Raw genomic sequence first — 22,792 nt, forward strand, 5'->3', positions numbered from 1 at the left:
CGACGACCGCCGGAGGCGAACCGCGCGTGGCAAAACGGCGTGCATCCGCCCCTACCCGGCTAAGGATGAGCATCTACCATATCGCGATCTTCCTGACGGTGCTGCTCGCCTGGAAGCTGACCGTCGAAACCCAGCTGATGGATTCCTTCTTCATCGGGGATCCGGTCCTGGTCTTCGGCAAGATCGTCAACTGGTTCGCTTCCGGAGACGTGTTCCGCCATCTGTGGGTGACGCTGGTCGAGACGCTGGTCGCCTTCGGCATCGGCTCGGTCCTCGGCCTCGTCGTCGGTCTCTGGCTGGCGCTCAGCCCCCTGGCCTCGCAGCTGTCCTCGCCGTACATCAAGGGCTTCAACGCCATGCCGCGGGTGATCCTGGCGCCGATCTTCTCGGTGTGGTTCGGGCTCGGCATGACGTCCAAGATCGCGCTCGGCATCACGCTGGTGTTCTTCGTGGTGTTCTTCAACGTCTACCAGGGCGTGCGCGAGGTCAGTCCCGTGGTGCTGGCCAACGCCAAGATGCTCGGCGCTTCCAAGCGGCAGCTGCTGCGCAGCGTCTACATTCCCTCGGCGATGAGCTGGGTGTTCTCCAGCCTGCACACGGCGGTCGGCATGGCATTCGTCGGTGCGGTCATCGGCGAGTACATGGGGTCGGCCGCCGGCATGGGATACCTGATCCTGCAGGCCGAATCCGTCTTCGACATCAACGGCGTCTTCGCCGGTGTCATCATCCTCACCTTCTTCGCGATCGCGCTGGATTACGGCGTCGGGTTCGTCGAGCGCAAATTGCTCCACTGGCAGCCTCGCGAAGCCAGGACAATCGGAGACACGGCATGAGCCGCACCAACCGACAGATCACCTACGCGAAGGTGCCGGACGGCACGCCGACGCTCGACTGCTTCGCCCTCGTCGAGAACGCCGTGCCGGATCTCCAGGAAGGTCAGGTCCTGGTGGCCAACCGCTTCCTGTCCGTCGACCCCTACATCCGGATGCGCATGGAGCGGCGCGACTCCTACGCGCCGGTCATGACGGTCGGCTCGACCATGGTCGGGCGGACCGCCGGCGAGGTGATCGACAGCCGCTGCCTCGACCTGCCGGTCGGCACCCATGTCGTCGGGCGCCTCGGCTGGCAGGATTACTCGGTAGCCACGCCCTCAGAACTTGAGCGGATCGACACCGCCAAGGCGCCGATGAACGCCTATCTCGGCGCACTCGGCTCGACCGGCATTACCGCCTGGGTCGGCCTGACCCAGTTCGGACGTCCGCAAGCGGGCGAGACAGTCCTGGTCTCGGCCGCCGCGGGTGCGGTCGGCAGCGTGGTCGGCCAGCTGGCGAAGCGGCTTGGTTGCCGCGCCGTGGGCATCGCCGGCGGCGCCGAAAAATGCGCGTTCGTGCGCCGGGAATACCGCTTCGACGCCTGCGTCGACTACAAGGCGCCGGATTTCGCCGAGCAGTTGGCCGCAGCCGCGGGCGAGGGATACGACGTCTATTTCGACAATGTCGGCGGGCCGATCTTCGACGCCGTCCTGCCGCTGATGCGGCTCTTCGGCCGTATCCCGGTCTGCGGGCTCGTCTCCCAGTACAACGCGACCGAGCCCTATGGCGTGAAGAACCTGCGCGAGGTCTTCAACAAGCGGCTGACCCTGCGCGGTTTCGTTCTCTCCGACCACAAGGATCTGTGGCCGCAGGCCGTCGCGGAGCTGCAGGCCGCCTATGGCGACGGCTCGCTGGTGCATCGCGACACCATCACGGATGGCCTCGAGAACGCGCCGCAGGCCTTCATCGACATGCTGGCGGGCGCCAGCGTCGGCAAGCAGCTGGTCCGCATTTCCGCCGGAGAGGGCGCGCGATGACCGAGAGCCCGAACGTCGCCCGTCTCTATATCGACGGGACCTGGCGCCACGCGACCGGCAACGCGACCGCGGCGGTCATCAACCCGGCGACTGAAGGCGAGATGGGCCGGGTCTGCCGGGCCCAGGCCGAAGACCTCGATGCCGCGCTCGAGGCCGCCGCTCGCGGCTTCGAGATATGGCGGAACACCACCGCCTACGAGCGCGCCAGGATCATCCGGCGCGCCGTCGACATCATCCGCACGCGCAAATCCGACATTGCCCGCCTGATGACGCTGGAGCAGGGCAAGCCTCTCGCCGAGGCGGAGGGCGAGATCGCCACCAGCGCCGACAATACCGAGTGGATGGCGGAGGAAGCGCTGCATGCCTGTGGCCGCGTGCTGCCGCGCCGCACCGCGGGGACCGACCAGATCGTCCGCCGCGAGCCCGTCGGGCCGGTGGCCGCCTTCTGCCCGTGGAATTTCCCGGCCCTCACGCCGATGCGCAAGATTGCCGGCGCACTCGCCGCCGGCTGCTCGATCATCGTGAAGCCGTCCGAGGAAACACCCTTCACCGCCGTTGCCCTCGTAGAGGCCTTCGCCGAGGCGGGCGTGCCGGCCGGCGTGATCAATCTGGTGTTCGGCCGGGCGTCGCAGGTCAGCCAGCATCTGATCGCCTCGCCGATCATCCGCAAGATCACCTTCACCGGATCGACGCCCATCGGAAAGCTTCTTCTGGCGCAGGCAGCCGAAGGCGTGAAGCGCGCCACCATGGAGCTCGGCGGCCACGCGCCGGTCGTCGTCTACGACGACGTGGACGTGCCGGCGGCAGCCCGGCTCGCCGTCACGGCGAAGTTCCGCAATGCCGGGCAGGTCTGCACCAGCCCGACACGCTTCTACGTCCAGTCCGGTATCTACCGGGAGTTCGTCGATGCCTTCCGCGAGGCCGCGAGCGCCCTCAAGGTCGGTGATGGACTGACCGACGGTGTCCAGATGGGACCCGTGGCCAATGCCCGTGCCCTGGAGACGGCCGAGGCCTTCGTGGCGGATGCGCGAAGCGTCGGTGCCCGGGTCGAGTGCGGCGGGGCCCGGATCGGCGAGCGCGGTTATTTCTATCAGCCCACCGTCCTCTCGGACGTGCCGGATGCGGCGCGGATCATGAGTGACGAACCCTTCGGCCCGATCGCGCCGCTCGCCGTGTTCGAGAGCGAGAACGAGGTCAAGGACAAGGTCAACGGCCTTCCCTTCGGTTTGGCCGCCTACGTCATGACCCGCTCGCTGAAGCGTGCGACCGAGATGTCCGAGGCGCTGGAAGCCGGGATGGTCGTGGTCAACGGCTTCACCGTGTCGACGCCCGCCTCGCCTTTCGGCGGCGTGAAGGAGAGCGGCTACGGCTCGGAAGGCGGCTCGGAGGGCCTCGACTCCTATCTCGTGACCAAATCGATCACCACGCGCTTCGGCGGTGTCGATCTCGATCCGGCCAACGGCAGGGAAACCGCACGATGAGCATTCTGCGCTTCAACACCAAGGTGTTCTTCGACTTCGGTGCCCGCCGCGAGCTGGCCGGGGAGCTTGCCGCCCTCGGCATCGAACGCCCGCTGTTCATAACCGACAAGGGCATTGTCGCGGCCGGGGTCCTCGACCAGGCTCTGGAAAGCTGGTCCGGCGACCGTCCGATCTTCGACGCGACGCCCCCGAACCCGACCGAGGCCGCCGCTCTCGCCGGCGCCGCGCTCTATCGGGAGCGCGACTGTGACGGCATCGTCGGGATCGGTGGCGGTGCATCGCTCGATCTGGCAAAGGCCGTCGCGATCCTGACGACCAATCCCCACCCGCTGTGGGATTTCTGCAATCGCCACGCCCAGCCGCGTTCGATCATCGACCCCGCGCGGCTCGTGCTCGTGCCGACGACCTCCGGCAGCGGCAGCGAGGTCGGGCGATCCGCGGTGATGATCTTCGACAACGGCGTGAAGGCCGGTGTCGGCTGCCCGACAATCGTCACAGCGGCGATCTGCGACCCGGAGCTGACGCTCGGCCTGCCGCCGTCGCTGACGGCCGCGACGGGTACCGATGCGCTGTCTCACTGCGTCGAGACCTTCTGTTCGCCCACCGTCAACCCGCCGGCCGACGCGATCGCGCTCGATGGGTTGCGCCGCATCGTGGCCGCCATCGAGCGGGCATGCGCAAACGGTCAGGACCGCGACGCGCGCTGGGACATGATGATGGGCTCGGTCGAAGGCGCGATCGCGTTCCAGAAGGGCATGGGCGCCGTCCATGCCCTCTCGCACCCGCTCGGCGCTTACGGTTTCCACCATGGCACGCTCAACGCGATCCTGCTGCCGCATGTCGTCGCGCACAATCGGGATCATATCGGTGCCGCCAAATGCGCCGCCATGCGCGACGCGATGGGACTGGCGGGCGACGCTGACCTGCCCGCCGCCTTCGATGCCCTCAACGCCCGGATCGGCGTGCCGAGGACGCTGTCGGCGATCGGCGCCGACCCGGCGACCTTCGACGCCGTCGCCGAGGCGGCCCTCAGCGACAACGCCCACAAGACCAACCCCCGGCCAACGACGGCGGCCGACTATCGGCGTCTGCTCGATGCGGCCTTCTGATCGCCTCGCCCGCCGGTCGGCGGGAAATCAGCGGGTGCCGACAGGGGCGTGTCCGCCGGTACTGAACCCGCATCGTTCGGCCGCCGCGGCGCGCCTGGCTGCCGACGGCGACCGCCGTGAAGGCCGCCGCCGCTTGGCGCCCGAGCTGGAGTGATCATGCAGGACAAATCCGCCAAACTGCCTCTGGAAGGCCTTCGGGTGCTGGATTTCGGCCACACCGTCATGGGCCCGACGGCGGGGCTCGTTCTCGCCGATCTCGGCGCGGAGGTGATCCGTGTCGAGCCGTCGCCGAATGGCGACCCGACGCGCGAGTTGCGCGGTTTCGGCACCGGCTATTTCCCGTTCTACAACCGCAACAAGAAGAGCCTTGCCGTCGATCTGAAGAGCGAGGAAGGCCGGGAGGTCGTCCGCAAGCTGGTGACCGTCTCCGACGTCATGCTGGAGAATTTCGGGCCCGGCACCATCGATCGCCTCGGCTTCGGCTACGACACGGTGTCGGCGCTCAACCCGCGCATCGTCTATCTGTCGATGAAGGGTTTCCTTCCCGGCCCCTACGAGAAGCGCACGGCGCTCGACGAAGTCGTCCAGATGATGAGCGGTCTGGCGTACATGACAGGCCCTCCCGGGCAGCCATTGCGCGCGGGTGCCTCGATCGTCGACGTCATGGGCGGCCTCTTCGGCGTGCTGGGCGTTCTCGTGGCGTTGCGCCAGCGCGAGGCTACCGGACGCGGCACGCTGGTCAAGAGTTCGCTGTTCGAGAGCGCCATGTTCCTGATGGGGCAGCATCTCGCCTACGCGTCGATCTCGGGCGAGCCGGTGCCGCCGATGCCGGCACGGGTTTCGGCCTGGGCGATCTACGACCTGTTTGCGACAGCGGACGGCGAGCAGGTCTTCCTCGGCATCACCTCCGACCGCCACTGGAAGCTGTTCTGCGACGAGTTCGACCGGCCCGACCTCTTCGCGCAGGAGCGCCTGGTCACCAACAACCAGCGCATCGCCGAGAAGGCATGGCTGAAGCCCGAGATCGGCAGGATGCTCGAAGCGATGAGCGTCTCCGAGATCGAGGCGAAGAGCGTCCTGGCGGGGCTGCCCTTCGCCCATGTCGCCCGGCCGGAGCAGATGTTCGAGGACGAGCACCTCCTGGCTGGCGAGCGCCTGCTCGAGACGCGGCTTCCGGACGGCACGGTCACCAGCCTTCCGGCGCTGCCGCTGCTGATCGGCGACTATGCCTGCAAGCTCAGGATCGACCCGCCGGCGGCCGGCGGCGACACCCGCGCCATCATGCGCGAACTCGGCTACGACGCCGCCGCGATCGAGTCGCTGCTGGACCGCCAAATCCTCCTCGAGGACGGTTGGTCCAAGACCCCCGAGGCGCGGCTTGCCTGAGACGACCGCAAGCTGCGCCCGGCTCTCCGGATACCGCATCGCCGACCTGACGACGGCGGAGTTCCGGCTGGGCCCGATGGCGGACCTTCCGATCAGCGCCCGCATCGTCCTGGAAAACCTGCTCCGCCACGAAGCCGACGGCGGCAACGACATCGACGCCGTCGCGTCCGAGGCCCGGCGCGGGATGGCGGGGCGCGAGATCGCCTTCCGTCCGTCCCGCGTCATCATGCAGGATTACGCCGGCATCCCGGCGCTGATCGATCTCGCCGCGCTGCGCGACCGGGTTGCGGCGGAGGGGGGCGATCCCTCCACGATCAATCCCCGCGTGCCGTCCGACCTCGTGGTCGATCACTCTTTGCTCGTGCACGCCACGAGTTCCGCCGGCGCCTTCTCCGACAATCTCGGGCGCGAATACCGCGACAATGCCGAGCGCTATGGCTTCCTCAAATGGGCGCAGCAGGCCTTCGCCAATCTGCGGATCGTGCCGCCCGGCAAGGGCATCGTCCACCAGGTCAATATCGAGCATCTGGCCGAAATCGTCAGCAAGCGCTGCATCGCCGGGCAGGATTGGCTCATCCCCGACACGCTGATCGGCACCGACAGCCACACCACGATGGTCAACGGGCTGGGCGTGCTCGGCTGGGGTGTCGGCGGGATCGAGGCCGAAGCCGTCATGCTCGGGGAGGCGATGTCGATGGCGCTGCCCCCCGTCATCGGGATCAGGCTCACCGGCGCGGTTCCGGATGGCGTGCTGGCGACCGACGTGGCGCTGTGGCTGACCGAAGCCTTGCGACGCAAGGGCGTCGTCGGCGCGATCCTCGAGTTTCATGGACCCGGCGTCGCGGCGTTGCCGGTGCCGGACCGGACCACGATCGCCAACATGGCTCCCGAATTCGGCGCCACCAGCGCGTTCTTCCCGACCGACGAGCGGACCCTCGACTATCTCCGCCTCACCGGCCGCGCACCGGAGCATGTCGGCCTCGTCGAGCGCTATCTGCGCGCCAACCGGCTTTGGCCGGACCCGGCGGAGCGCCCCCGATTTGCCGATGTCCTGGACTTCGACCTCGCTGCAACGCGGCGCACGGTCTCGGGTCCGAACCGGCCGGAACAGCGGCGTGACCTTGCCGAGGTGCCTCAGGCCGCGCGGGAAATGGCGAGTGCCATAACGCGCGGCGACGGCAGCGTTCGAGACGGGGACATCGTCATTGCCGCGATCACCAGTTGCACCAACACCTCGAACCCGCTGGCGATGATCGCTGCCGGCCTGTTGGCGCGCAATGCCCGCCGCCGCGGCCTGACCGTCGCCGCATCCATCAAGACCTCCCTCGCCCCCGGCTCCCGGGTGGTGCGCGACTATCTCGAAACCGCCGGGCTGCTGGAGCCCCTCGAAGCGTTGGGTTTTGCCCTCGTCGGCTATGCCTGCACGACCTGCGTCGGCAATTCCGGCGATCTCGATCCCGCCCTGGAGCAGACGATAAGGGACGAGGGCCTGTGCGTCGCCGCCGTCCTTTCCGGCAACCGCAACTTCGAGGCGCGTATCCATTCCGCCGTGAAGACGAACTTCCTTGCTTCCCCGCCACTCGTCGTCGCCTACGCGCTTGCCGGGAGCGTCTACACCGACCTGACGCGCGAGCCGCTTGGCCACGACGCGAGCGGCGCGCCGGTAACCCTCGCCGATATCTGGCCGCAAGCCGACGAGATCGCCGCGGTACTCGCCGCCTGCGTGACCAGCGACCAGTTCGTCACGGCGTATGCCGGAATTTTCGATGGCGACGCGGCGTGGCAGGCGCTGGAGACCTGCGATGGACCGCTCTTCCAATGGTCGGAGGCGAGTTCCTATTTCCGCCGGCCACCCTTCTTCGATCTTCCCTCGCTGTTCGGAAACGGGCCCATCCTGGCCGATGCCCGGCCGTTGATGATCCTGGGAGACGCGGTCACCACCGACCATATTTCTCCGGTGGGCGCGATCGGCGCCGATACGCCGGCCGGGCAGTACCTGGAATCGCTTGGCATTGCGCGAAAGGCCTTCAACGCGTACGGCGCGCGGCGCGGCAACCACGAAGTGATGGCTCGCGGAACCTTCGCCAACCCTCGGCTGCGCAACGCCATCAGCGACCGCAGCGGCGGATGGACCGCGATCATGCCGGAAACGCGGCCCGCGACGATCTTCGAGGCGAGCGAGTGCTATGCCGCGCGCGGCGAGCCGACGATCATCGTCGCCGGCAGCATGTACGGCGCCGGCTCCGCACGCGACTGGGCCGCTAAGGGCACCCGGCTGCTGGGGGTGAGGGCGGTGTTGGCCGTGAATTTCGAGCGTATCCACCGGTCCAACCTCGTGCGCATGGGCGTGATGCCGCTCGAGTTCCTGTCGGCGGCGGATCGCATGTTGTTTGCCGATCGCGGGGACGACCGGGTCTCGGTCGAGACGCCCCTGGTCGGACTGGCGCCCGGCGCCCGGCTGGAAGCTTCGCTCCGCCGGGCGGACGGAACGACGGTGGCTTTCGCCGTCAGGCTGCGTGCCGACACCGCCGAGGAGCTGGAATATCTGAAGGCGGGCGGCATTCTGCCGCGCGTCTTCGCCGCCACCTGCCCAACTCCACCGGAAGGCGCGCCCCATGGATGACTGGAAGAAGAAGGCCGAGGATTGGTGGGAGACCTCGATCATCGAGATGTCCCCCGGCGTGATCAACTATCGCGGCCACCCGATCCAGGAACTGATCGGCAATGTCAGCTTCCCCGCGATGATCTGGCTGATGCTACGCGGCGAACTGCCGAGCGACGCGCAGGCCGATCTCCTCGGCCACGCGCTCGTCGCCGCTGTCGATCACGGGCCGCAGGCGCCGTCCATCGCCATAGCGCGGATGGCCGCGACCTGCGGGGTCGGCATCAACAACGCCATGGCCTCGGCGATCAACGTGCTCGGCGACGTGCATGGCGGCGCCGGAGAACAGGCCGTGGCCTTCTACCAGGAGATCGACGCCATGGTCGGCGGCGAGCTGTCGCGCGACAGTGTCGCGGCCGCGCTGGAGAAGCGGTCGGCCATCGACAAATACGTTCCCGGCTTCGGCCACCGGTTCCACCCTGTCGACCCTCGGGCGCCGCGCCTGCTGCAACTGGTGGAGGAAGCGGCTGCGAAGGGTGTCGTCGGTGGCCGCTTCGCGACGATCGCGCAGCTGATCGAGGCGACCCTTGCCGAACGCAAGGGCAAGGTGATCCCGATGAACATCGACGGCGCCACCGCCGTCGTCTACGCCGAACTCGGCTTTGCGCCACCGTTGTGCCGCGGCCTGTTCGTGCTGTCGCGGTCGGTGGGGATCCTCGCCCACACCTGGGAGCAGATGCAGCAGGGCGGCCGCAACAAGGGGCCGTTGCCCCGGGACGCGACCTGGACCTATTCCGGTAATCGGGCGTCGTCTGCGTCCTGAAAATCGATCTGCGTCGATCCGAGGCACCAACTCCGACGATCGACGCGCTGTCGACGGCTACGGTGGGGCGGACCACATGATGCGCTACTCCGCCGCCGCGCGCCTGTCTTTACGGTCGGAAAGAGCCTGCTGCGTTGCGTCCATGGCCGGTGACACATGCGCCTCCGTCAGTCGTCGCGCTTCCTGGGCGTCTCCCTTCCGCACCGCCTCCACGATGGCAGACGGTTCCCCGACCGCGACGCCAAGAGCCGCTGTTCGGCCCTCACCGTCTCAACCCTAATGCCTGAGATAATCGGCTACCCGGCTCCATAGTCCAGCCGCATATCCGAAGTGTTGCATCACATGGCCTGCCTGTATCGGCTTGGCGGCATGCCGAAATGGCGACGGAACTCTCGGGAGAAATGCGCGGTGTCGGAAAATCCGCAGTCGAGCGCGATCTGGGTGATGTTCTCGAGCTTGTTGTCGATCATCCAGCGGCCGTAGTTGAGCCGCATGATGCGATGGAACCGCATCGGCGTCATGCCGAGCTCCGCCTTGAACGCGCGTTCCAGCTGGCGCGAACTGACGCCGGAGTAGCGGGCCAGTGCAGGCAGGGCCGGGGGGTGATCGAGTTGCTGCTCCATGAAATGCACGGCCTTTCGGACCCGCGGATCGACGACATCCTTCAGGTCCTGGCGGAAATACGCCTGTGGTAGCGAAGGTGCGCGGATTCCGGCGAGCATCATGTGTCGGACGGCCTGCTGCGCCCGATCACGCCCGCAGTGGCGAGAGACGAGGTAGAGGCCGAGATCGATCGCTGCCGTCGAGCCGGCGCAGGTGATGATGTCGCCCTCGTCGACGAAGAGCCGGTCGACGGAGATGCGCACCCCAGGAAACTGCTTCTCGAACGCATCCTGGACGTTCCAGTGGACGCAGATCGTACGGCCTTCCGCCAGGCCGGCCCGCGCGATGTCGAAACTGCCGGTGCAGATCCCGAGGAGCCGCACCCCGCCCGCATGGGCGCTGCGGAGATAGTCGCTGACGAGCGTCGCAGGACGTTTGTCGTCCAGATAATCGTTTCCGCCGCAAACGGCGATATAGTCGAACTGCGCGGGGTCGAGGAGATCGTCTCTTCCCTCCACCTGAAGCCCGCAGCTTGCCACGCGGGGCTGGGCGCCCGGCGTCATGATGCGCCACGACGCATGGATCTGGCGGCTCAGTCCGCCGTCGTCGGCGGCCAGCCGCAAGGCGTCGATCAGGCCACCGAAAGCAGCCAGCGTGAACTTCTCCAGAAGCACGAAGCCGATGCGAAGCGGGACTCGCTTGGAGGCCGTGGGGGTCATGGATACCGGGGCAGGAGGGAGACCTGTTGTCGCTTTGTCGATTATTTTCAAGTTCCTGGCAACGCGCTTCAAGCCGGACCGGCGATTGCCTGCAAGGCTTGCCTATCGAGCGAGCAACGGGAGAATTCGATGAAATATTTGACACTTCTTGTTTCAGCCTCCGCGACGGCCCTCCTTTCGGCCGCATCTTCGGCCAGTGCGCAGCCCCAGTCGATCACGGTCGCCTGGTATGGCGGAAACTGGGGCGAAGCCTTCCAGTCCTGCGTCGCCACGCCGTTCACGGAGAAGACCGGCATTGCCGTGGTCGCCGATATCGGCACGTCCACCACCACCCTCGCCAAGCTCCAGCAGCAGGCATCGGCGCCGACGATCGACGTCGCCTACATGGACGGTGGCATCAGCGAACTCGCCGAAGAAGCCGGGGTCCTTGCGGCCATCGATCTCGAAAAGCTCCCGAACGCCGCCAATCTCGTCGACGCCGCGGCCTATCGCAACGGCGACAAGGTCTTCGCGATCGGCGGCGGCTATTATTCGCTGGGCCTCACCTACAACACCGACGAAATCACGGAGGCGCCGACCTCCTGGGACGCGCTGTGGGACGAGGACTATGCCGGCGCGGTCACGATCCCTTCGCCGAGCAACTCGGCGGGCATCCCCTTCATCTTCTTCCTGAACCAGATGCTGGGCGGCACGCCGGACGACATGACGGCCACCTTCGAGCGACTGAAGGAACTCGACGCGGGCCTGTTCTTCGACTCCTCCGGTGCGGCCAGCAACGCCTTCCAGAGCGGCGAGGTTATCATCGGCGCGCATTTCAGCGTGGGCGCCTGGGCACTGACGGATAGTGGCCTGCCGATCGGCTTCGTCGTGCCGAGCGAGGGCGTCTGGGCGACGGATGCGCGCCTCCACCTCATCGAGGGCGGACCGAACCCGGATGGTGCCGCGCAATTCCTCGACATGGCGATGAGCCCGGAGGCGGCCGCCTGCCTCGCCAAGGATCTGTATCTCGGACCTGCCGTTTCCGGGGTCGAGCTGACGTCCGAGGTCGCCCGCAAACTGCCCTGGGGCGAGACCGGCTCGGCTGATGACCTGCTGCTCTTCAACTGGAACGAGGTCAATGCCCGGCGCGCCGAGCTGACCGATACGTGGAACCGCGAAATCGCGCGCTGACGGCAGCAATATGGCTCTTCTCTCGATCGATAACGTGTCCAAGACGTTCGGAAGGCACCAGGCGGTCCGCGACGTTTCGCTGACCATCGAGCCAGGCGAGTTCGTCTCGCTTCTCGGCCCGAGCGGCTGCGGAAAGACGACGCTGCTGCGCCTGATCGCCGGATTCCTGAGCGTCGACCGGGGCACGATATCGATCGAGGGAGCCGACCTGACGGGCCTGCCGCCGCAGCGCCGGCCCCTCAACACGGTTTTCCAGAACTACGCCCTCTTCCCGCATCTGACGGTGGCGGAGAACGTCGCCTATGGACCGCGGCGCGGCGGCGCAGGCAAGGCGGAGGCCGATTCCCTTGCCGCTGATGCGCTGGAGCTCGTCGGGCTCGTCGACTTCGGCAATCGCTATCCGCGCCAGATGTCAGGCGGGCAGCAGCAGCGCGTCGCCCTTGCCCGAGCGATCGTCAATCGCCCCAAACTCCTGCTCCTCGACGAGCCGTTGAGCGCCCTCGACCTTCAATTGCGCAAGCGCATGCAGATCGAACTCAAGCAACTGCAGGAGAAACTTGGCGTCGCCTTCGTCTTCGTTACGCACGACCAGGAAGAGGCTATGGCCATGTCGGACCGGATCGCCGTGATGAACAGCGGCCGGATCGAGCAGCTCGGCACCGGCGCGGAAATCTATCGTCGACCCGCCACGCGCTTCGTCGCGGAGTTCATCGGCGAGGCGAACCTCCTGCCCGTCGAGGATGGCGATGGCGGCCCGCTCCGCGTCCGGTCGGCGAAAGAGGAAAGCGGGCGCGTCGCCGTCGTTCGCTTCGAGCATCTTCGCATCGACCCGAATGGCGCGGCGCAGGATTCCGACCCTGCGACGACCCGGCTGGACGGCCATATCGAGACGGTCACGACGATCGGTGGTGCAACCAACATCCATGTCGCGGCGCTCGGCCACACGCTCACCGGCCGCCGGCTCGGCATCGTGGAGGAATTTGCGCCCGGCCAGCCGGTCACGGTCTCGTTCCGCCGGCAGGACGTCCACATCATCGAAGACCCGCGCCCATGACCGTCTCGCGCACGGCGCTGCTCGGCCTCATCGCGCTGCCGCTCGCCTTCTTCTCGGCCTTCTTCCTGGTGCCACTGGCCACCGTCTTCGCCGCGAGCGTGACGAGTGCGGACGGCGGCGTCACGCTGGCCAACTATGCGCGCATCCTGTTCGACGAGTACCATTGGTCGGTCATCGGCGTGACGTTCCGGCTGGGTATCCTGACCACGCTGATCTGCCTGGTCATAGGCTATCCGCTGGCCTGGTATCTGGTGCGCATCGTCGAATGGCGCGCCTGGCGCCGCGTCTGCGTGATCCTCCTCATCCTGCCGCTGTTCACCTCGAACATCGTGCGATCGTTCGGCTGGATGGTCCTTCTGGGACGCAACGGGCTGATTAACGAGACCCTGATTGGCGCCGGCCTCATCGAGCGGCCGATCCGCCTGCTCGGGACCGAGGCCGGCATCCTTATCGGGCTCGTCTACATACTCCTCCCATTCGTCGTCCTGACCGTCGGCAACGCGCTCGCCAAGGTCGATCGTTCTCTCGAACAAGCCTCGGCCGATCTCGGTGCGAGCCCCGCATCGACGTTCTGGCATGTCACCTTTCCTCTGAGCATTCCGGGTGTCGTCTCGGGTGCGATCATCGTCTTCGCGCTTGCGGTCAGCGCCTATGTCACGCCGGCATTGCTGTCGGGCGGACGGGTGACGGTGCTGGCCATTCTCGTGTTCCAGCAATATTCGTCGGTCTTCGACTTCCATTACGGCGGCGCGCTCGCCATCACCCTCCTGGTCTTCACGCTGGCGATGATCGCCGTCTCTGCGCTGGTTTCGCGGCAAGGGGCGCGCTGATCATGGCGATCCGGCTGTTCATCCGTCTCCTCGCCGTCTTGACGCTGGCGTTTCTCCTCCTGCCGCTGGTCGTGATCGTCGGTGCCTCGTTGACGACGAGCGAGTTCCTCGCCTTTCCGCCGCAGGGCCTGACCCTGCGCTGGTACGAGGTGGTGATTTCCGATCCGACCTATGTTGCGTCGTTTGTGACGAGTTCAGCGCTGGCGCTCGCGGCCACGGTGGTGGCCATCGTCCTTGCCGTTCCGGCGGCTCTTGCGATTGCGCGCAACGAGTTTCCCGGCAAGGCTGCCTTCGCTTCGCTGCTGCTTTCGCCGCTCGTCCTGCCGCATCTCGTGCTCGGCGCGGCGCTTTTGCAATTCGGCAGTTCGATAGGGCTGACCCGCAACTTCGCCGCGCTGCTCGTCGGCCATGTCGTAATCGTCACGCCCTTCGTGTTGCGGACTGTGTTGCCGATGCTGGACAAGGACCAGCTTGCGCTGGAAGAAGCCTCGCGCGACCTCGGCGCCGGGTCGATCGAGACCTTCTTCCTGATCACCCTGCCGCAGATCCGCGCGGGAATCGTCGCCGGCGCGATCTTTGCCTTCATCACCTCGTTCATCAATGTCGAGCTATCGATCTTCAACACGACGGCGGCGTTGAACACGATCCCGGTCCAGCTCTTCAATTACGTCCAGTACTCGGTCGATCCGTCGATCGCCGCCGTCTCCGCCGCGACCATTCTCGCCGCGGTCGTCGCGATCGTTCTCATCGACTTCACCGTCGGTCTCGACTTCCTGCCCGACGACAACTGATCCAAACCCAAACGCCGTACCCAGGAGAAAACGATGCGCATCCAGGACGCATTCGACGTCATCTATACCCATACGGAGGGCGAGCCACTCTGTATCGTCCACAGCGGCATCCCGTATCCGGCCGGCTCCTCGATCCTAGAGAAGCGGGCGTTCCTCGAGGCCAATTACGACTGGCTGCGCAAGGCGCTGATGCGCGAGCCGCGGGGCCATCCCGACATGTTCGGGGTGTTCCTGACGCCACCCTCCAGCCCCGAGTTCGACGCTGGGCTGATCTACATCGACGGTGCCGAGTACTCGCATATGTGCGGGCACGGGACGATCGCCGTGGCGATGGCGATGGTCGCCAACGGCTTCGTGCCGCGCGGCCAGAACGGCACGACGATGATCCGCTTCGAGACTACCGCGGGCCTCGTCGTGGCCGAAGTCGCCAGCGAGGGGGAGAACGTCCTGTGGACGCGCTTTGAGAACGTGCCGGCCTATGTCGCCGAGCAAGGCGTCGAGGTCGAACTGCCCACCTACGGAAAACTCAAGGCGGATCTCGTCTGGGGCGGCAATTATTTCGGCATCATCGACCTGCGCGGTTCCGGCCTCGTCATCTCGCCGGAAAACGGCAGCGAGCTCTCCCGCATGGGCCTCTTGGCGCGCGAGCAGCTACGGCAGAAGCTGGTCGTGCAGCACCCGACCGAGGGGCACATCAACAACCTGAATTTCATGACGTTCTGGCACGAGCCGACAATCGAGGGTGCCTTCTACAAGAACGTCCATGTCTTCAGTGCCGGCCAGCTCGACCGCTCGCCGGGCGGCACCGGCACCAGCGCGATGATGGCGATGTTCGAGGCGCGAGGGCAACTCGGACTGAACCAGCCGATCAAGTCGGAAGGACTGCTTGGAAGCGGGACGTTCGAGGGCTGCATCGTCGGGGAAACGACGCTCGGCAAGTACAAGGCGATCCGCCCGACGGTGAAAGGCACGGCCGGCATTCTCGGAACGGCCCGCTGGACGATCAACCGCAACGACCCGGTCGATGCCGGTTTCATGGTGCTTTGACGAAATGGGGTGGCCCCCGGCACTAGGGGGCTGCCCCGGTCTTCGAAAATGAGCCAGTCTCCGGAACGGGCCGAATTTCCATGGTCTGCTTCCGTCCGAAAGCTTTGAAGGGTCACCGGTGCCGCCGGTGGTTCAAGCAAGACGGATTGGAGCGGCCGCCTGAACTGAGCGATGGCGACGTGCTCGGATAGAGCAGCGGCATAATGCCCACCCTGATCGGCTACACGCAGTCGGTGCTCGCTATTCGCCCGAGCAACCTAGCTGGAATCCGTGGTCGCAATGCGCTCGAAGTCGCTCGCTATCGGCGGCCGTCCAGCCCTCCGGGGCGGTGACCTCGGCCCAGGGAGCGATGTAGTCGCGCACATAGTAGGCGTGTCCGAAGCCGGCCGGCGTGGCCGTCGACAGCGCCATGTCGACGGCGAGTTGAAAGTGCGTGACGATCGGCAGGAAACGCAGATAGGGCGACACCCCGTCGCCGGGCGGCTCGGCCATCCAGACCGGGCGGCGCCACACTGACTGCGGCTCGTAGAATACGATCGGATCGCTCGGATACTGGAGGAAAACGATCCGCATCCGTCCCCAGGGCGCTGCGTCTTCGGAGCCGTCGCTGGTGCGGGATGCAACGCGCACCAGCGACCCGTCGCCGATGCGCGGCTGCACCCAGGGGCTTGTCGGATCGCGCATGCGCTGCGCGCGCTGCCAGAATTGCGACGGGAAAGGCGGCCCCACCCAGAAGGCACCCGCGATCGGCTGATCGACAAGGTAGAACAGGCTCGTCGCATGCATCGACGACCAGGCGCCGAGGCTCAGGCCGTGGACGTAGAGGCGCGGACGAGCCTCCTCGGGCAGGGTCTTCCAGTGGGCGTGGATCGCGGACAAGGTGGCGCTCGCCTGCTCGAGGCCGGTCTGCGTCTCGAACAGCAGAGCGAAGGGCGACTGCATGTACGAGTACTGCACCGCGACCGTCGCGACGTCGCCGTCGTGCATGAACTCCAGCGGATCGTGCGAGCCGGGATCCATCCAGCCCGTCCCTGTCGGGCTGGCGACGACGAGGATGGAGCGGTCGAAGGCGTCGAGCCTGATCAGCTCCTGCAGGGCGAGCGCCGCCCGCGCCTGCGGCGTCTCGGCATTCGCGCGGCCGACATAGACCCGCACCGGGTCGCGGGCCGGCGCACCGGTGAAAGCGGATATCGCGGCCGCGTCGGGTCCCGACGTGACGAAGTCGCGCCCCGGCTGTCCCATTTCAGCCCACGCGACGAGCGACGCCATGCTTCCCGGAATACGTGCGTGGATCGGGGCAGGCGGCGCCGCATCGAACAGCGCCTGCGCCTCCTCGTAGCTCTCGTCGAGGAAGCTGATCGCTGCGTCCAGAAGCCCGTCGCGGGTCACGATGAAAAGCGCGCCGCCGACGACGATCAGCGCGAGGGCCGTCGCGCGCCGGGGCGGCATCACGCGTTCCAGGCGCGAACGGACAAGGCGGTAGAGGGTCTTTGCAGCCAGACCGGCTGCGAACAGGAGGGCAAAGACCGCCGCCGCCAGCAGCAGCGTTCGGGTGAGGTGAGCGCTGGCCGCCTGCTCCATGCCCATCCGGGCGCGAAGATCGTTCTGCCAGACGAGGGAATAGGCAAGCGACGCCCCCAAGATGGCGAGGACCACCATCGCCAGCACGAAGAGCGCGACCCGCCGGGCGCGACCTTCGAGCCTCGGCATGTCCGCAAGAGTCCAGAGACCGAGGATGACTAGCCCGCACAAATACCCGAGCGCCATCACCACGCCGGCGAGAACGCCCTGCACGGCCGGCTCTCGTGGGATCAGGGAGGGTGTCAGCGAGGCGGCGACGAAGGCCAGCCCGAGGAGGAGCGCGAGGACAGAGAAACCCGACCAGAAACGTTTCATGGGTTTGCTACGCCTCGTCGCGCCAGCTGGAAGAACGTTGCCGGTTGCTGGCTGTCCGTGAAGCGACCCGCGGTTCCGCGGCGTCGCAACCACCCCGAGCGGAAAGGCGGATCACTCCGGGTAGGTCTCGGGCTCTCGCGGCCCCGGCTCGGCGAAAAGGACAAAGGCCAAGGGGTTTCCCGGCTCGGCCATGGCGTCGCTGCGCAGGCCGAGGACCTCCCCGGACACGCCACTCTCATATTCCGCGGCCACCTCGCCGAAGCTGTCGCGTTGTATGGCGATCTTCTGCCCGGCCTCCACCGGGTCATTGAGCTTGACCAGGTATTCCACCAGCCCTCCCGCAGTGGCAAGAACAGGAAACGAAGCGTTGCCGACAAAGACACGCACGTCTGCGCCGGTGCGGCCCATGGGCCCCGCGAGGATGCCGTGGTGCTTGAGCACGTTCATCGTGCCTTCGACGAAGAGCGAGATCAGTTCGGCATCGAGCCCGCGCGCTGCGCCGACCTCTGGACAGAAGGACGGGATGCCCGCGTCGATGAAAGCGTTGTGCAGCACGCCCGGATAGGCCGGATTGTCGGCGATCTGGCTGACGGGATAGAGTTCCATCATCGCCCTGATCTCGGGGATGCGCATCTCGCCGATGTTGAAACCGGTGACCCCGAAGCCGGTCGTGCCGGTATGGAAATCGATCGCATAGTCGGCGTTGGGGCGCAGCAGGCGGTTGAACAGCAGCCAGGCATGCCGGCCGGCAGCCGTGGGCCCGTTCTCGTTCCCAGGCCATTCCCGGTTCATGTCGGTCAGGTCGATGCCCCTGCCCGAATTCGGCCAGCGGCGCTGCATGCTTTCCAAGGCGGGGCGGGATACGTCGGTGACCGCCGTCACCGTGCCCGACATCGCGGCCGGATCGAGCTGGTTCATCACGGTCTGGACGGTATGGATCGAACTCATCTCGTCGCCATGCACGCCACTCGTGAGGACCAACCGCTTGCCGGGAGACGCTCCCCTGGCGACCGTCACCGACACAAGCCAGTGCTGTCCCGTGGGGGCCTCTACACCCCGGAAATACAGTCGGTGCACGCTGCCGGGCTCGAGGTCGTTCACGTCGAGAGCGCTGACGACGCGTTTCCCGTCGATGACATCACCAGTGTATGTGGTTCCCGAATTGGACGCTGGCGGCGTTGCCTGCGCCTGGGCGCGAGTGCCGCCGGCACCGACGATCAACGCAGCCGAGGCACCAGCCGCGATCAGGAAGTGCCGTCGATCGAGAGCGGGATCTGGTTCGTCCGCAGAGACATCCGCCACGCAAAACGCTCCTATGCAGGAACAGCTTCGAGAACAGGCTGCACAAGAATTGCCACATCTTCGGGGCGGGTGCCATAGTACTTGCTGGTCAGCCCGGCGATTGTCGCGCCCAGGTGGTGAGGCGCGCTCGACCTCGGTCATTGCCTGCCAGCGCGCGTAGCACTCCGCGCCCAAGAACGTAGCGTGGAAGGAGACGGACCGGCGCCGGCCAAGCAGCGGCACACGGCCAAGCAAATCTTCGAACTTCTGCGCGACGAACACTGCTGTGGCGGCGGCCTGACGGTGGTGAAGGACCGAGCCAAGCAGGTGCCCGCGGTCGATGTGCACTCAACGAGCTTACCAGCGGAACTCCGCAGAACACGGGCTTCTGCCTTTCCATCGCCGACCAGAGGACATTCTATCAAGGGATGATGACGGAGGGGGAGGGACTCGCGTCGAACCTTCTCAAGCGCGGTTTGCGCTGCGAACGATACTCGTGCGCTAGTCAGACTGGCGGCGTCCCTTCAGCCCGCGCGCTCCAACCTCGTGTTGCTGACCGAGGCTCGTCTTCATCGTCGCCGTGGACCGCCGGTTCATCCTGTTGCAGAGACGACTGATCCCCCGCCGACAGGTCATTCATCGAAACGTCGCAAGATCGTCACTGAGGGTTATCAATGGGACGGTAGGCCCTCCTCATTCACCAGACTGAGGAGTGGACATGTTCGACAGAGCGATCAAAGCTTGCCTTTTGACAGGGCTCGCCCTTGGCAGTCTCGGCGCAATGCAGGCGCAAGCTGCCGGCAGACCTGACATCGTGGTCGCCGTAGCAGACAATCCGCCGACGCTGGAGCCGGCCAAGGAAATGTCGAACGTCGGCACCCGCATCACCTACTCGGTCTTCGACACGCTGATCCGCCGGGACTTCCTCTCGGGCGAAGGCGGCGGCGGCGCCGAGCTCGTGCCCTCGCTCGCGACGAGCTGGGAGCGAATCGACGACACGACCCTCGAGGTGAAGCTTCGGGAGGGCGTCACATTCCACAACGGCGCCGACTTCAACGCCGACGACGTGGTCTTCACCTTTTCGCCGGAACGCCTGATCGGTGAGGATTCCCCGCTGCCGCAGGGCCGCGCCTATTTCGGCGTCCTCGACCGGGTCGAAAAGCTCGACGACTACACGGTGCGCTTCGTCACCAAGGCACCGGATCCGCTGCTCGAACAGCGCCTCGCCTCCTGGGCGTCATGGATCGTCGACAAGGATGACTGGCTCGAGAAGGCCGCGGGCAAGGGCTTCGCCCAGTTCCCGGTCGGCACCGGCCCCTACATGCTCGACGAATACCGGGCCGATCAGTACATCCGGCTCGACGCGTTCGACCAGTATTGGGACGGCGAGCCGACCGCGGCGACCGTGACCTTCCGCAAGGTGCCGGAGCCGGCCGCCCGCATCGCCGGTCTCGTCAGCGGCGAGTTCGACATCATCACCAACGTCGCGCCGGACCAGATCGCCCAGATCGACGGCTATGACGACATCGAGACCCGCAGCGTCGTCCTCGCGAACGCACATGTCCTCGTCTACAACACCGACCATCCGGTCCTGGCCGACAAGCGCGTCCGACAGGCGATGAACCTGGCGATCGACCGCGATCTGCTCGTCGAGGCGCTCTGGAACGGCGATGCCGTCGTGCCGAACGGTCACCAGTATCCCGAATATGGCGACATGTATCAGGCCGATCGTCCGGGCTTCGGCTACGATCCGGAAAAGGCCCGGCAGCTCCTCGAAGAGGCCGGCTACAACGGCGAGACCATCGTCTACTCCACCGAGCCGCAATACTACCTGAACGCCCTGTCCGCCGCCCAGGCGATCCTGGAGATGTGGAAGGCCGTCGGCATCAATGCCGAGCTCAACGTGACGGAGGACCTCGACTCCCTCCCGAATGATCAGCTGATGGTCCGCAACTGGTCGAACTCCACCCGCTATCCCGACCCGGTCGGCGGCCTGTGGAACACCTGGGGCCCCTATGGTTCGGCCCAGAAGACCTGGGAAAGCTGGACGCCCGAGACGTTCAACCAGATCGGCGCACAGCTCGAGACGACGCTCGACCACGACAAGCGGTTCCAACTCGCCGTCGATCTGATGGACGCCTGGGAAGACGACGCCCCCGGCACGATCCTCTACCAGCCGCTGGAGACATACGGCGTGCGCAAGTCGCTGAAATGGCAGCCCTACACGTTCTACTACATGGACCTGCGGCCATCCAACCTGAAGGACGAGGCCGAAGGCTCGTGAACCTCTCCCTTTTGCCAAATGAGGGCGCCGGCTTTGCCGGCGCCTTGCCCGTTTCCGGTGTTTCGATCGATCCCACCTGTCCGGTCCTGTCGGTCGAGGCGATGACCGTCGGCACCGATACGGTCGATCTCGTGCTCGACGCCTCGCTGCACGTCGCTGCCGGTGAAACGCTGTGCCTCGTCGGCGAAAGCGGCTGCGGCAAGAGCCTGACCTGCCTCGCCGCGATGGGACTTCTGGCCGATCCCGTGCGCCTGAAGGCGGGCCGTATCAGCCTTCTCGGCAAGGATCTGACGGGCCTCGACGAGCGAAGCCTCCGGCAGATGCGCGGCCGGGACATGGCGATGATCTTCCAGGATCCGGGCGCTTCGCTGAACCCGGTGCAGAGGGTCGGCCGTCAGGTCGCCGAGGCCCTCGTCGTGCACGAGGGCGTCTCGTGGAAAGCCGCCATGCGACGGGCTGTCGAACTTCTCGACAAGGTCGGGATCCACGACCCGGAAAAGCGCGCCGGCGCCTATCCGCATCAATTGTCGGGCGGCATGTGCCAACGGGTGATGATCGCCATGGCGCTCGCCTGCCGTCCACGGCTGATCGTCTCCGACGAGGCGACGACTGCGCTCGATGTCACCACCCAGGCGCAGATCCTGAAGCTGATGAAGGATCTGCAGGACGAGACCGGGACGGCGATGATCTTCGTCACGCATGATCTGTCCGTCGTCGCCGAGATCGCCGACCGCGTCGCCGTGATGTATTCCGGCCGGATCGTCGAGACGGGGACGGTCGACGACATCTTCGATCACCCCGCCCATCCCTATACGCAGGGCCTGATGAACTGCCGCCTGCACGCATTATCGGCAGCGGCGGACGGGCAGCTGGCGGCGATCGGCGGGACAGTGCCGCGGCCGGCAGCGCGTCCCAGCGGCTGCGCGTTCCGTCCGCGCTGCGAGAGGCAAGCCGACCGATGCGCGACCTGGCCGGCACCACGGTCCTATGCAGGGTCGCAGACCGTGGCATGCCATTTTCCGGGCCGGCCATGACGGACGGCCCCATGCTCGCGCTTCACGCCGTGAGCCGGCATTATGGTGGCCGCCAGGCCTGGCTCCGCCGCGCCGAGCCGGTCCGCGCCGTCGAGGGCATCACCCTGACGCTCAGCCCCGGCGAGACCCTCGGGATCGTCGGCGAAAGCGGCAGCGGCAAGTCGACGCTCGGTCGCATCGCTGCAGGCATCGAAGCGCCGAGCACGGGCCGGGTCACCTTCGACGGCGAAGCTTACGCGGCAATCGATACGGCCGCCTGGCGCCGGCAGCGCCGGATCGTCCAGGTCGTGTTCCAGAACCCGTCACAGGCCCTCGATCCGCGGCTTTCGATCGCCGCGCAAATCCAGGGGGCCATGGCCGCCCATCGGATCGATGCCATGGCGGACGGCGCCGACAGGATGCAAAGCTTGCTCGCCCGTGTCGGCCTTGCCGGGCTCGGATCGCGCTTTCCGCACCAGCTTTCCGGCGGCCAGCTGCAGCGCGCCGTCATCGCCCGGGCGCTCGCTTTGTCGCCGCGATTGATCGTCTGCGACGAGGCGGTCAGCGCGCTCGACGTCTCGGTTCAGGCGCAGATCCTGAACTTGCTGAAGGATCTGCAGGCCGAGTTCGGCGTCGCGTATCTCTTCATCTCCCACGATCTCGGGGTGGTGCGCCACATCAGCCATCGCATCGCCGTGATGCAGCGAGGGCGGATCGTCGAGACGGGGCCGGCGAGCGAGGTCTTCGCCCGCCCGAGCGACCCTTATACGCAATCGCTGATCGCGGCACTGCCGGCGGCTTCGCCCGCGATGCGCCGAGCCCGCGACGCGGCGGCCCAGGCCGCATAGGAACCC

The 22,792-nt window shown here is 66.5% G+C and carries 18 protein-coding genes; 15 read left to right on the forward strand and 3 right to left on the reverse strand.

Features of this window, described 5'->3' with window-relative positions; genetic code table 11:
* Positions 1 to 65: 65 nt before the first annotated feature.
* The 7 genes from GGR03_RS08105 to GGR03_RS08135 all read left to right on the forward strand — a co-directional run bounded on the left by GGR03_RS08105 (position 66) and on the right by GGR03_RS08135 (position 9,250).
* The gene (locus GGR03_RS08105; RefSeq protein WP_183207146.1) at positions 66 to 833 is read left to right on the forward strand and encodes an ABC transporter permease; all 768 of its coding nucleotides are present in this window, start codon (positions 66 to 68) and stop codon (positions 831 to 833) included.
* Positions 830 to 1,849, forward strand: coding sequence for an NADP-dependent oxidoreductase (locus GGR03_RS08110; RefSeq protein ID WP_183207147.1), 1,020 nt, complete (start codon positions 830 to 832; stop codon positions 1,847 to 1,849). The genes GGR03_RS08105 and GGR03_RS08110 overlap by 4 nt, the downstream gene beginning before the upstream one ends.
* Positions 1,846 to 3,330 (forward strand): NAD-dependent succinate-semialdehyde dehydrogenase, encoded by a 1,485-nt coding sequence (locus GGR03_RS08115; protein ID WP_183207148.1) that lies wholly within the window; start codon positions 1,846 to 1,848, stop codon positions 3,328 to 3,330. The genes GGR03_RS08110 and GGR03_RS08115 overlap by 4 nt, the downstream gene beginning before the upstream one ends.
* On the forward strand, positions 3,327 to 4,439 hold the full coding sequence (locus GGR03_RS08120; RefSeq protein WP_183207149.1) for an iron-containing alcohol dehydrogenase: 1,113 nt from the start codon (positions 3,327 to 3,329) through the stop codon (positions 4,437 to 4,439). The genes GGR03_RS08115 and GGR03_RS08120 overlap by 4 nt, the downstream gene beginning before the upstream one ends.
* A gap of 156 nt (positions 4,440 to 4,595) precedes the next feature.
* On the forward strand, positions 4,596 to 5,825 hold the full coding sequence (locus GGR03_RS08125; protein ID WP_183207150.1) for a CaiB/BaiF CoA transferase family protein: 1,230 nt from the start codon (positions 4,596 to 4,598) through the stop codon (positions 5,823 to 5,825).
* The gene (acnA, locus tag GGR03_RS08130; RefSeq protein WP_183207151.1) at positions 5,818 to 8,448 is read left to right on the forward strand and encodes an aconitate hydratase AcnA; all 2,631 of its coding nucleotides are present in this window, start codon (positions 5,818 to 5,820) and stop codon (positions 8,446 to 8,448) included. The genes GGR03_RS08125 and acnA overlap by 8 nt, the downstream gene beginning before the upstream one ends.
* Positions 8,441 to 9,250 (forward strand): citryl-CoA lyase, encoded by an 810-nt coding sequence (locus tag GGR03_RS08135; RefSeq protein ID WP_183207152.1) that lies wholly within the window; start codon positions 8,441 to 8,443, stop codon positions 9,248 to 9,250. The genes acnA and GGR03_RS08135 overlap by 8 nt, the downstream gene beginning before the upstream one ends.
* Before the next feature lie 338 nt (positions 9,251 to 9,588).
* Here GGR03_RS08135 and GGR03_RS08140 read toward each other — a convergent pair whose 3' ends face one another.
* The gene (locus GGR03_RS08140) at positions 9,589 to 10,572 is read right to left on the reverse strand and encodes a GlxA family transcriptional regulator (RefSeq protein ID WP_183207153.1); all 984 of its coding nucleotides are present in this window, start codon (positions 10,570 to 10,572) and stop codon (positions 9,589 to 9,591) included.
* 129 nt (positions 10,573 to 10,701) lie between these two features.
* Here GGR03_RS08140 and GGR03_RS08145 point away from each other — a divergent pair, with 129 nt between their 5' ends.
* From GGR03_RS08145 to GGR03_RS08165, 5 genes are read left to right on the forward strand one after another with little or no spacing between them, the layout of a single operon-like run.
* Positions 10,702 to 11,742 (forward strand): ABC transporter substrate-binding protein, encoded by a 1,041-nt coding sequence (locus tag GGR03_RS08145; RefSeq protein WP_183207154.1) that lies wholly within the window; start codon positions 10,702 to 10,704, stop codon positions 11,740 to 11,742.
* A 34-nt stretch (positions 11,743 to 11,776) separates the two neighbouring features.
* The gene (locus GGR03_RS08150; RefSeq protein ID WP_343058682.1) at positions 11,777 to 12,796 is read left to right on the forward strand and encodes an ABC transporter ATP-binding protein; all 1,020 of its coding nucleotides are present in this window, start codon (positions 11,777 to 11,779) and stop codon (positions 12,794 to 12,796) included.
* Positions 12,793 to 13,626 carry an ABC transporter permease gene (locus GGR03_RS08155; protein ID WP_183207156.1) on the forward strand — a complete coding sequence of 278 codons (834 nt, stop codon included), beginning with the start codon at positions 12,793 to 12,795 and terminating at the stop codon, positions 13,624 to 13,626. Before GGR03_RS08150 ends, GGR03_RS08155 begins: the two co-directional genes overlap by 4 nt.
* 2 nt (positions 13,627 to 13,628) lie before the next feature.
* Positions 13,629 to 14,417: an ABC transporter permease gene (locus tag GGR03_RS08160; protein ID WP_183207157.1), complete on the forward strand. Its 789-nt coding sequence runs from the start codon at positions 13,629 to 13,631 to the stop codon at positions 14,415 to 14,417.
* 33 nt (positions 14,418 to 14,450) lie between these two features.
* Entirely contained in the window at positions 14,451 to 15,464 is a 1,014-nt protein-coding gene (locus GGR03_RS08165; protein WP_183207158.1) for a proline racemase family protein, read from the forward strand.
* Positions 15,465 to 15,704: 240 nt separating this feature from the next.
* On the opposite strand, the gene GGR03_RS08170 is transcribed toward GGR03_RS08165, so the two are convergent.
* Together GGR03_RS08170 and GGR03_RS08175 are read right to left on the reverse strand one after the other, a co-directional pair.
* Complete coding sequence (locus GGR03_RS08170) at positions 15,705 to 17,360, reverse strand: alpha/beta hydrolase (protein WP_183207159.1); 1,656 nt, start codon at positions 17,358 to 17,360, stop codon at positions 15,705 to 15,707.
* Positions 17,361 to 17,471: 111 nt separating this feature from the next.
* A complete protein-coding gene (locus GGR03_RS08175) occupies positions 17,472 to 18,662 on the reverse strand; it encodes a succinylglutamate desuccinylase/aspartoacylase family protein (protein ID WP_425486708.1) in 1,191 nt (396 codons plus the stop codon).
* Positions 18,663 to 19,359: 697 nt separating this feature from the next.
* On the opposite strand from GGR03_RS08175, the gene GGR03_RS08180 reads away from it, so the two are divergent.
* The 3 genes from GGR03_RS08180 to GGR03_RS08190 are packed head-to-tail and all read left to right on the forward strand — an operon-like array spanning position 19,360 to position 22,786.
* Positions 19,360 to 20,925: an ABC transporter substrate-binding protein gene (locus tag GGR03_RS08180; protein WP_183207161.1), complete on the forward strand. Its 1,566-nt coding sequence runs from the start codon at positions 19,360 to 19,362 to the stop codon at positions 20,923 to 20,925.
* Positions 20,922 to 21,959 carry an ABC transporter ATP-binding protein gene (locus tag GGR03_RS08185; protein WP_252920167.1) on the forward strand — a complete coding sequence of 346 codons (1,038 nt, stop codon included), beginning with the start codon at positions 20,922 to 20,924 and terminating at the stop codon, positions 21,957 to 21,959. Before GGR03_RS08180 ends, GGR03_RS08185 begins: the two co-directional genes overlap by 4 nt.
* Positions 21,960 to 21,970: 11 nt before the next feature.
* The gene (locus tag GGR03_RS08190; protein WP_246367749.1) at positions 21,971 to 22,786 is read left to right on the forward strand and encodes an ATP-binding cassette domain-containing protein; all 816 of its coding nucleotides are present in this window, start codon (positions 21,971 to 21,973) and stop codon (positions 22,784 to 22,786) included.
* Positions 22,787 to 22,792 lie beyond the last annotated feature (6 nt).

It is taken from the genome of Aurantimonas endophytica, assembly GCF_014196845.1.
In the GTDB taxonomy this organism is placed as follows: domain Bacteria; phylum Pseudomonadota; class Alphaproteobacteria; order Rhizobiales; family Rhizobiaceae; genus Aurantimonas; species Aurantimonas endophytica.